Source organism: Bartonella sp. AP57NXGY, assembly GCF_042195805.1.
Lineage (GTDB): Bacteria > Pseudomonadota > Alphaproteobacteria > Rhizobiales > Rhizobiaceae > Bartonella.
On sequence record NZ_JBHIOZ010000026.1, the window covers coordinates 1 to 10,438 of the forward strand.

At 36.9% G+C, this 10,438-nt stretch carries 7 protein-coding genes, 1 tRNA gene and 1 pseudogene; 5 read left to right on the top strand and 4 right to left on the bottom strand.

The genetic code is table 11. The annotated features are described in order from the left end of the window. Positions 1-177, top strand: a 177-nt coding sequence (locus tag ACFIL8_RS04465; protein ID WP_375689009.1) for a helix-turn-helix transcriptional regulator, incomplete at its 5' end; no start/stop codon positions are given. Positions 178-260: 83 nt separating this feature from the next. Here ACFIL8_RS04465 and ACFIL8_RS04470 read toward each other — a convergent pair. Then, positions 261-336, bottom strand: a tRNA-Phe gene (locus ACFIL8_RS04470). Positions 337-736: 400 nt separating this feature from the next. On the opposite strand from ACFIL8_RS04470, the gene ACFIL8_RS04475 reads away from it, so the two are divergent. From ACFIL8_RS04475 to ACFIL8_RS04485, 3 genes are all read left to right on the top strand, one after another. Further along, positions 737-1,900 (top strand): phosphoserine transaminase, encoded by a 1,164-nt coding sequence (locus ACFIL8_RS04475; protein ID WP_375613717.1) that lies wholly within the window; start codon positions 737-739, stop codon positions 1,898-1,900. Positions 1,901-2,283: 383 nt separating this feature from the next. Next, positions 2,284-3,573, top strand: coding sequence for an adenylosuccinate synthase (locus ACFIL8_RS04480; protein ID WP_375613716.1), 1,290 nt, complete (start codon positions 2,284-2,286; stop codon positions 3,571-3,573). 237 nt (positions 3,574-3,810) lie between these two features. After that, positions 3,811-5,232, top strand: coding sequence for a hypothetical protein (locus ACFIL8_RS04485; protein ID WP_375613715.1), 1,422 nt, complete (start codon positions 3,811-3,813; stop codon positions 5,230-5,232). A 203-nt stretch (positions 5,233-5,435) separates the two neighbouring features. Here the strand turns inward: ACFIL8_RS04485 and rpoH are convergent, their stop codons facing one another. From rpoH to ACFIL8_RS04500, 3 genes are all read right to left on the bottom strand, one after another. Next, positions 5,436-6,320 (bottom strand): RNA polymerase sigma factor RpoH, encoded by an 885-nt coding sequence (rpoH, locus tag ACFIL8_RS04490; RefSeq protein ID WP_273790355.1) that lies wholly within the window; start codon positions 6,318-6,320, stop codon positions 5,436-5,438. Positions 6,321-6,468: 148 nt separating this feature from the next. Further along, the gene (locus tag ACFIL8_RS04495; RefSeq protein WP_375613714.1) at positions 6,469-7,473 is read right to left on the bottom strand and encodes an RluA family pseudouridine synthase; all 1,005 of its coding nucleotides are present in this window, start codon (positions 7,471-7,473) and stop codon (positions 6,469-6,471) included. A gap of 29 nt (positions 7,474-7,502) precedes the next feature. Beyond that, a complete protein-coding gene (locus ACFIL8_RS04500) occupies positions 7,503-8,933 on the bottom strand; it encodes an aldehyde dehydrogenase family protein (protein ID WP_375689002.1) in 1,431 nt (476 codons plus the stop codon). Positions 8,934-9,393: 460 nt separating this feature from the next. Between ACFIL8_RS04500 and ACFIL8_RS04505 the strand changes: the two are divergent. After that, a pseudogene (locus tag ACFIL8_RS04505) lies at positions 9,394-10,438 on the top strand (DNA translocase FtsK); the annotation flags it as partial.

Sequence of the window (10,438 nt, forward strand, 5' to 3'; positions counted from 1 at the left end):
AGATATGTAACGACACGTGAGTGTGCACAGCTTTTTAGTGTATCCACAACAACGATTCGCAATTGGGTGCTTCAGGGTTTGTTTCCGGAGCCATATAAGCTAGGGAGAGCAGTGAGGTGGAGAAAGAAAAAGATCTTAGCCTTCACTCCAAAGAAAAATAAGGAGCAAATTAGATAAAATTATATAAACTGTAGAAGGTGGTCTAAAAATGGTTATTTAAAGAAAAAAACTGTATATTTCAATATTTTAAACACAAAAAGTGGTGCCCAGACGCGGATTCGAACCACGGACACGCGGATTTTCAGTCCGCTGCTCTACCAACTGAGCTATCTGGGCATGCTTCATAAAAAATATAAAGCGTTTGCGGTTATAACATTAAAATTTTCTCTGTCCAGTCATCAAAAGAAAAATAATTGATTTTTTAATAAGTTTATCTCCCTATTCTAGAGCGTTATCAATGAATCTTTATCATAAAATAAATTTGATAGGTATATTGGACACTTTAGTGTATTGTTATTAGAATGCTGTCTTATCGTGGTGGTGATACAAAAAAAATTAAAAGAATCAATCGAGAAGAATGATTAAGAAAGATTTTTTTATAAAGTTTCCCTAAATTTTAAGCATACGAAATAAGAGACAACATTTTTGACTTTTTTCTAAAAAGATTATTGATTAGTCTTTATAATAATTTGTTTTTCTTTATAAAGAAAGAAAAACATCTAAAAGGGGAGAAATAATGATAATGTTACAAAAACCAAGTAATCGTCCCAATAATACTAATTTTTCTTCAGGTCCTTGTAGCAAACGGCCTGGTTGGACTCTTGATGTTCTTAAAAATGCATTAGTTGGGCGTTCACATAGATCTAGAGAAGCAGAATTAAAACTTGCTGAAGTTGTTAATTTAACCCGTGAGATTCTTGAGGTTCCTTCTGATCATCGTATAGGAATTATGCCAGGATCAGATACCGGTGCTGTTGAGGCTGCTCTATGGTCTCTATTAGGTGAGCGTGGCATTGATATGGCAGCGTGGGAAAGTTTTGGGTTTGGGTGGAATAAAGATGTTGTCGAGCAATTAAAGCTTTCTGATGTGCGTCGTTTTGAAGCTCCTTATGGTGAAATACCAGATTTAACACAACTTGACTTTGATCGGGATGTTGTTTTTACATGGAATGGGACAACTTCTGGTGTGCGTATTCCTAATGCGGATTTCATTCCGCATAAGCGCGCTGGATTGACCATTTGTGATGCAACATCGGCAGCTTTTGCGCAATATCTTGATTTTTCAAAATTAGATGTTGTTACTTTTTCATGGCAGAAAGTTTTGGGAGGTGAGGCTGCACATGGTATGGTGATTTTAAGTCCTCGTGCTGTTGAGAGGCTTGAGAATCATGTTCCAGCTTGGCCTATGCCCCAACTTTTCTATATGACAAAAAATGGAAAATTGAACGAAGATATTTTTAAAGGAAAGATCATCAATACACCTTCTATGCTTTGTGTTGAGGATTTTCTTGATGGGTTGAAGTGGGCAAAATCTCTAGGAGGTGCAGCGGCATTAAGAGCAAGGGTTGAGAAAAATTTTTCTGTACTTGATGCTTTTGTTCGCAAAACGCCATGGTTAGAATATTTGGCAAAAGATCCTGAAGTGCGTTCTAACACCGCTATTTGTTTAGATATTGTGGATCCAGTGATTACTGCTTTGGATACGGAAAAGCGAGTATCTTTTATAAAAGCGGTTGTGAAGCGTCTTGATGAGGAAGGGGTTGCTTATGATATCGGTTCGTATCGCGATGCTCCTCCTGGGCTTCGAATTTGGGCGGGTATAACAATTGAGGCTTCCGATCTTGAAATTTTAACACAATGGCTTGAGTGGGCGTTCCAAGTTGAAAAAGCACAGCTTTAAATAATTACTGTTGATTTTCACAACGTGTTTTTAAACAAAAAAGGATACGAGAGATTATGATGATCTTTCGTATTCTTGTATCAGACAAACAGCCTCTAAATATTACATGAATTGTAAAAGATTAAGACGGGGAATGAATGCTTTGTCAGGTGTTGGATACGCACAAATTAAAATCTCTAATGTTTTTACTTTTTGTAGCGAAAATGACAGATTTAAAATATTTGGGTATTTGCTTATCTTTATTATCATAAATTTGAAAATTTAATCACTTGAAGATTGAGAAAAATCTGAAATGAGGAGTCGCACTTGCTCTAAGGTTTCGTTATAAAGAAGAGTTTGTTTTTGAATGCTGGTTTTTTTGACCAAACACGACGGAGAAAGTTATGGCCAATGTAGTTGTTGTCGGTACACAATGGGGTGATGAAGGCAAAGGTAAAATTGTAGATTGGTTGTCTGAGCGAGCAGATATCGTGGTGAGATATCAGGGGGGGCATAATGCTGGCCATACATTGGTTGTTGATGGAGTCAGTTATAAATTATCACTTTTACCGTCTGGTTTAGTGCGTGGCAAGTTATCAATTATTGGTAATGGTGTTGTTGTTGACCCTCATCATTTTGTTGCAGAAGTAAAAAAACTATGTAATCAGGGTGTAAAAATCACACCAGAAATTTTGCGTATTGCTGAAAATGCTCCTTTGATTCTTTCTTTGCATCGTGATCTTGATGCAATTCGAGAAAGCGGTTTATCTGGTTTAAAGATTGGTACAACAAAGCGCGGTATTGGACCGGCTTATGAAGATAAGGTGGGACGTCGTGCTATCCGAGTGATGGATTTAGCAGAAAAAGATACACTTATGGCTAAGATTGAGCGGCTTTTGAGGCATCATAATGCTTTGCGTCGTGGGATGGGTGTTGCAGAGATTGATTCTCGAGCACTTTATGATGAATTGATGCAAGTTGCGGATAAAATTTTGCCCTTTATGGATTGTACGTGGCGTCTTTTAGATGAAGGTTATCGAGGAGGGAAACACATTCTTTTTGAAGGTGCGCAAGGTGCTTTATTAGATAATGATTTTGGAACTTATCCTTATGTAACGTCATCTAATACAGTTGCTGGGCAAGCATGTACAGGTTCGGGGATGGGACCTGATGCAATCCATTATGTTTTGGGTATTGCAAAAGCTTATACTACACGCGTTGGAGAAGGGCCGTTCCCGACAGAGCAGATAAATGATATTGGTGAATTTCTGGGAGTGCGTGGACATGAATTTGGTGTTGTAACGGGTCGAAAGCGTCGATGTGGTTGGTTTGATGCTGTCTTAGTACGTCAGATGGTAACAATTTGCGGTGTTCAAGGTATAGCATTGACAAAACTTGATGTTTTAGATGGTTTGGATGAAATAAAAATTTGTATTGGTTATGAGCTTGATGGTAAAAGGATTGATTATTTACCTTCTTCCATGGGAGCTCAGGATCGGGTGAAGCCTATTTATGCAACATTAGAAGGTTGGAAGGAAGAAACAGCACATGCATTGAGGTGGGAAGATTTACCAGTGCAGGCTATTAAATATATACGCTATATTGAAGAACTGATTAATACAAAAGTGGCTTTATTATCCACAAGTCCAGAGCGTGAAGATACTATTCTTATTACGGATCCCTTTGTTAATTGATTATTGTTTTTAGATTTCTATATATGTTCTCTGTTCGTTTTTGTATCTTTTTACAAAAAAAGTTTTTAAGAGCACGTAAAAGAAAGGTGCAAAATAGCATTGTTTATTTTTCATATTCATTTTACATTATTGCAATAGTTGTACCAATATTAAATGGCAACCAATTTAGAAGGCTAAAATAAAGTTTTTTGGCTTTACTATTGATTTTTTCTCAGTTTAAGAGAGATTATAGAGGAAATGGTAGATTTCGTTGGAATCTTAAAAAAGACAATTAATGCACAAAATAATATTACACCACAAGTGCGTAAGCGGATTTATAAGCGGGCTACCGAAACACTAGAACATCAATTTGTAACAGCAAAAATACCACAAGCAATAGCGGATGAACAAAGAAAGATTCTTCAAAGTTCTATTGCAACTGTTGAAGGAGAATATTTAGCAGTTGAAAAGAAACGGCTTTCTTCAGTTATTGGTTGGAATCCCACAAATATAAATGAAGATAAGAAATATACAAAAAAAACTATATTACCAAAGAATAATGAATTGTCAGAGGTAAACATAAAAAGAAAGCAAGATTTTGTTACACGTTCAAAGGATAACAAGGTATTTGTTGAGCTTTGTGTATCAGATATACCAGATGCAGAGCCTGTTAATATGGAGGCTGATGTGCCTTCTCAGCATGTTAATAGCAGTGTGTTAAAGATTTCTCCTTCGCAGGAAGATAATCCGCATATTGTTTCGCACATTTTTTCTCAGGCTTTACGTCGTGCTAATAAATCGTTAGTGCAAAGGCGTATTGTGATAAGTGCTGTTTCTGTTGTTAGTTTTGTTGTTTTACTTGTTGGTATTTTTTTTGTTGGTGAGCGTGTATTTGTATCAAATGATCATCAGTTTTTAGAAGAAAATCTTCAAGCTTCTCACAGAGTACCAAAGGCATTTCCAATTAAGAGAAAGTTAACACAACGCTTATTAGAGGATGGAAGTGAAATTGATGTTGGTTTAAAACAAGCGATAGATTCTTCGGATGAAGAAGTATTCTCAACAGTTGTTGATAGCAATTTGCAATCGCTTGAAACATCAGGTGAAGCTGTTTTCTATCAAGCACGTACAAATTATGATGCAGAAAAGATAGCAACGGGAAGTGCTCGCTGGACACTTATAAAAGAGTCTCAAGTGAAGGGGTCTCCAGAAGAAACAACTATACAAGGTGATATAACAATTCCTGATGAAGGGATATCATTACGGTTAATTTTACGTCGTAATACCGATCAGTCATTTCCTGCTTCATATATTATGGACCTTATTTTTATTCTTTCGGATAAATTTTCAGGTAAAGCTATAAGCAATGTTCAAGCATTAACCTTTAAAGCAAGTGAACAATCCATTGGACAGGCTTTAACAAGAACCATTGCTGCAAAGATTAACGATGACTTTTTTCTTGTCGCATTGAGTGGAAATCATCCATTTCTTGATCGAAATTTACAATTGATGCGAGAATTAGATTGGATGCGTTTGGTGTTAACGGATAAAAACGGGCGTATAAGTGAATTAACCTTTGCAAAAGGACCAACAGGTAAGTCTATTTTTAATGAAGTTATTGGACAATGGCTTGCACAACAAGATAAGTTAACAGTTCTTGGTCAACAAAATAAAACATAGATGCAAAAAAATAAACGGCTGTGAAGAATTTTCTACGACCGTCTTTATCAATTATATACCAAATATATTCAATAAAGCTTTACATATCAATAACTTAAAGAATTCTATAGGCTAATTTACAAGTATAAAGCCAAGGCATGCTTTTTTTCATTTTCACATTTAAAGAATGTGCAAACCATTGGCTTTATACTTAACTCTAGGTTTTATACTTGACTTTGAGATAAAGTAGAATCTTTGATAGAGTTTTGCACTTTTTCAAATGCACGCATTTCAATTTGTCTTACTCGTTCTCGACTAATATTAAATTCACCAGAGAGTTCTTCTAGGGTTAGTGGTACATCGTTTAAACGACGCGCTTTAAATATACGCTTTTCGCGTTCATTGAGATTGTCCATGGCATTTATGAGCATGGAACGGCGATTTTCTAATTCACTTTTTTCAATTAAAATTTGTTCTTGATCGTTAGATTCATCCACCAACCAATCTTGCAACTCACTGTTTTCCCCTTCTTTTGTTCGAATTGGTGCGTTGAGTGAAGTGTCACCACCAAGCCTACGATTCATTGATACAACTTCATCTTCTGTGACATTCAACTGGATTGCAATTTTTTTCACTTGTTCTGCATTGAGATCGCCACTATCAAGTGCTTGAAGTTTACTTTTTAACTTACGAAGGTTGAAAAACAAACGCTTTTGATTAGCTGTTGTCCCCATTTTCACCAAACTCCAAGAGCGCAATACATATTCTTGGATTGATGCTTTAATCCACCATATTGCATAGGTTGCAAGACGAAAACCCCGCTCTGGTTCGAAACGTTTAACAGCTTGCATGAGTCCAACATTGCCTTCTGAAATGACTTCCCCAATGGGAAGTCCGTAGCCCCGATATCCCATCGCGATTTTAGCTACGAGACGCAAATGGCTGGTTACTAGCCTATGCGCAGCTTTTAGATCATTATGCTCACGGTAACGCTGAGCTAACATATATTCTTCTTTTGGCTCAAGCATTGGAAAACGACGCACTTCTTCCAAGTAACGGTTTAAACCACCATCACCTGTCATTACTGATAATAAATTCATATGGGCCATATAGCACCCTCCTTTTGTTTGAATTCCCTGATAAGGCAAATTCTATGTTTTAGATAGCTAACTATCCTCATAACCTCACTCTAGCATATTTTTCAATTTTGTTCAAAAAAAGATATTTTATTGTGAAATCTTGAGAAGGGGAAAAGTTTCAATTCATTTTTTTAAAAAGTTTAATAAGTTTAGCCATATCTTGAGGCAGTGGTGCGGAAAACGACATAACTTTACCGGTAGAAGGATGTTCAAAAGTAAGACTTGCAGCATGGAGTGCATGTCGGTTGAATTGATCGATTGCATTTCTAATAGTGGAGTTGAATGTGTTTGATTTTGTTTTAAAAGCGTTTCCATAAACTGTATCGCCTATGAGTGGATGCCCAATATGAGTCATATGAACACGGATTTGATGGGTGCGTCCAGTTTCCAAGCGACATTCCAGAAGGCTAGCAAAAGATGTTGAGTCTGCATGAGAGCCATATTTTTCAAGCAGAGAAACATGTGTAACAGCATGACGAGCATAAGGGTTTTGGTTATGGATGACAGCTTGCTTTGTCCGGTTATGGGGCGAACGGCCAAGTGATGCATCAATTGTCCAGACATTGCGCTGAGGTGTTCCCCAAATCAAGGCATGGTAGCGTCGATCTAATGCGCAGGTACGTCCATGATCAGAAAATTGAGCACTGAGACTTTTATGAGCTAGATCATTTTTTGCAACAACCATGACACCGCTTGTATTTTTATCAAGACGATGGACAATACCAGGGCGTTTAACACCACCTATACCAGATAAACTATTCCCACAGTGGTAAATAAGGGCATTAACCAATGTACCGGTCCAATTGCCATTCCCAGGATGAACAACAAGACCGGCTGGTTTGTTAATAACAATGACATGATCATCTTCAAAAAGAATGTCCAATGCAATGGCTTCAGCGCTAGGTTCTGCATCACGAAGGTCCGGCATTTCCAATTCAATTATTTGGTTAGGTTTTAATTTTATTTTGGGTTCCTTTATGAATTGACCATCAATTTTAAGACAGCCTTCACGGATGAGAGTTTGCAAACGCGAACGTGAGAGCACATCATGATATTGTTTTGCGAGCCACTGATCAAGACGTTGCCCAAGAGCACCTTCATCCGTTATTTTCTGTATTACCATACGATTCCTATTAAGTTTTTAATAAGATTTTACCAGTACGAAATTGCTTTACTATCGAGAAATTCTTTAATTCCCCAATGTCCTCCTTCACGAGCGCGCCCAGAAAATTTTACACCTCCAAAGTAGCTTCCACTGGGTAATCCATATCCATTAACTTCTACCATACCAGAGCGTACTTGTGCCGCAATACGACGACATTTGTTGCGATCTTGCGATTGAATATAGTTTGTAAGACCATACTCAGTCTCATTCGCTAAAGCGATGGCTTCTTCTTCTGTACTAAAAGAAAGAATCGAGAGAACTGGACCAAAGATTTCTTCTTTAAAAATACGCATATGAGGTTTTACATCAGCAAAGACTGTTGGACGGACATAATAACCGCGTTCCATTCCTTTTGGTAAACCAGTCCCGCCTGCAACAAGAGTTGCACCTTCATCAATTCCCGATTGGATAAGATCTTGAATTTTATCATATTGTTTTTTTGAAACAACGGGCCCAATATGATTTCCTTCTTGGCAGTTTGGTCCTACTTTTGTTGTTTCTGCAATATCTTTGGCTATTTTCACGGCTTTGTCATAGATGCTCTGTTCCACAAGCATACGAGTTGGTGCATTACAACTTTGTCCACTATTATAAAAGCAATGTCGTGCACCACGTTGAACAGCATCTGAGTCGGCATCAGCAAAGATAATATTCGCTCCTTTTCCCCCAAGTTCCAGACAGACTCTTTTTAAAGTAGCGCTGGCATTTTTAGAAATATCTTTTCCTGCTCTAGTTGAACCAGTAAAGCTGATCATTTCTAAATCTGAATGTGCAGAGAGGTAAGAGCCGACAGTCGCACCATCACCATTGATTAAATTAAAAACACCGGCTGGAAGTGCGGCTTCATCTAAAAATTCAGCAAAAAGCATAGCAGAAAGAGGCGCAATTTCAGAGGGCTTTAACACCATGGTACAGCCAGCCAAGAGAGCAGGAATAACTTTAAGAGTTACTTGATTCATGGGCCAATTCCATGGCGTAATTAATCCTACGACGCCGATAGGATCGTAGTGAAGGATTGCTTGCTCATTTCCCTTTATTAAAGTTTCTTGGAACGAAAACTCTTTATAAGCTTCGATAAAATTGCGAATATGGGAACTTCCGGTTGCAGTTTGCGCATTAAGCGCCATATCAATTGGTGCTCCCATTTCCATTGAAATGGTTTTTGCCATGTCTTTGGAACGTTTTTCGTAGATCTCTAGAATTTTTTCAACAAATCCAAGACGCTCATTTGGTGACGTTGTTTTCCATTTTTGAAAGGCTTCTTTAGCCGCATTAATTGCTTTATCAGCATCTTTTGTACTTCCAAGGCTAATGACAGCACAAGCCTCCTCTGTTGATGGATTAATGACGTCAAAATCGTGAGGAGTGCTTGGCTCATCCCATAGACCATTGATATAAAATTTCCGTTTATTAAACATAATTCACTCCCTTTTTTCTATTTATATTTATGTAATTATGATTGTCTTAGTCTAAGCCTTTTTAAACGAGGATAACAAGGATAATCTTATAAAAACGTGAGAAATTAGATTATATCGTGATAATTGAGCATGGAGAATTCAATAGAGCAATGCTTATTGTATTATTGAGACTAGTTTCTTTTATGAAAAGGGAGAGAAAGAGAGGCATAGACAATTTTCTTGAAGCTTTTTTATCATGAAGTTTTCTTCAAAACAAATGAAATACGAGCTCTATGACACCATAAACTGGGCAATTTATATCGTAAATATGCAAAAGGCAGATTATGAATATGCATTATGGCATTATTTTTTTCATTAAAAAGTAACCATCAGCAAAAGGTTATTAACCTTCGTATGATAGTTTCTACGAATTCTTTTTGAAAAGGTTATTTTTCTCATTGCTATAAATTTGTTGGGTGCCATGCATAATTCGAAAACAAAATCTATTTCTACGTCTTCTTTTTCTGATGATGGTACAAAAGGTGCATCAAGAGAAGATTTATCTGTTAAGATTACTGAGATATTTCCTTATCCGGAAGTGTGGAAAAAGGCATTTGCCCTCGGAAAAAACGTCCGTTTCACGAGAACCCCAGAAGTTGAGATTTTGCGTCGTCGTATAGAAACAGATCCAGTTTTTGCAAAACAGTTTAAAATTTTTACGAAGCAAGATCAAAAAAAAATTACAGATACAGATATTGTACGTTGTAACAAGAAAACAACAAATATTCTTTCGACAAAAAAAGTCATTAATCCTCAATCAATAGAGAATAAAACATCAGTTTGTCATTCAACGGTTCTGAAGCAGTTGTCACGACAAGCTATTCATATGCCGTCAGCAAATATTCCACTTGAGGAGGATAAACAAGAACATAAATTACAAGTGGAAAATGTGCTACAAAAAATAAAACCTGCGTTGCATCTTTCCGACGATGCATTTTTTGAGTGTGAATCTTTGATATTTGAACATGTGGAGACTCAAACATCAAAAGAGGATGGAACATCAATTGACACGACAAATGAAATTACACCGGATATTCCCACAGCCTTTGATGAGTCAATAACGGCTCTTTACCGTGTTCTTGAATACCGCTTTCCACAACTCTATGATTCAATTACATCAGAATCTCCAGCGGAAAGGATGCGAGGTGTTGAGAAAATTTCTGATTTAATGCATACAAATAATGATACTACTAAAGAGTGTCATTCTAAGCTTTCTGTTGAAGATTTTGCTCATACGTTAAGTAATACAGGGGCGTTAAGTGATGCAGGGGCTAGTATAGAGACTGAAAATACCAATAATATTGTCGCCAATAATACTGTTGATTGTATAAACAAAGCCGTCATAAAGAATTCAAAAGATTTTTCTGTGGTGCAAGCAAACAGTAAAACTAAAACATTGCAATCTACTCGTATGCCATTAGGTAATTATGATTCTGCTTTTATGCAAAATATTCAATCTATTGACT

What these genes read in the sequence shown, in the direction of transcription:
- ACFIL8_RS04475 (WP_375613717.1), top strand. Translation starts at nt 737, where the DNA reads ATGATAATGTTACAAAAACCAAGTAATCGTCCCAATAATACTAATTTT.
- ACFIL8_RS04480 (WP_375613716.1), top strand. Translation starts at nt 2,284, where the DNA reads ATGGCCAATGTAGTTGTTGTCGGTACACAATGGGGTGATGAAGGCAAA.
- ACFIL8_RS04485 (WP_375613715.1), top strand. Translation starts at nt 3,811, where the DNA reads ATGGTAGATTTCGTTGGAATCTTAAAAAAGACAATTAATGCACAAAAT.
- rpoH (WP_273790355.1), bottom strand. Translation starts at nt 6,320, where the DNA reads ATGGCCCATATGAATTTATTATCAGTAATGACAGGTGATGGTGGTTTA.
- ACFIL8_RS04495 (WP_375613714.1), bottom strand. Translation starts at nt 7,473, where the DNA reads ATGGTAATACAGAAAATAACGGATGAAGGTGCTCTTGGGCAACGTCTT.
- ACFIL8_RS04500 (WP_375689002.1), bottom strand. Translation starts at nt 8,933, where the DNA reads ATGTTTAATAAACGGAAATTTTATATCAATGGTCTATGGGATGAGCCA.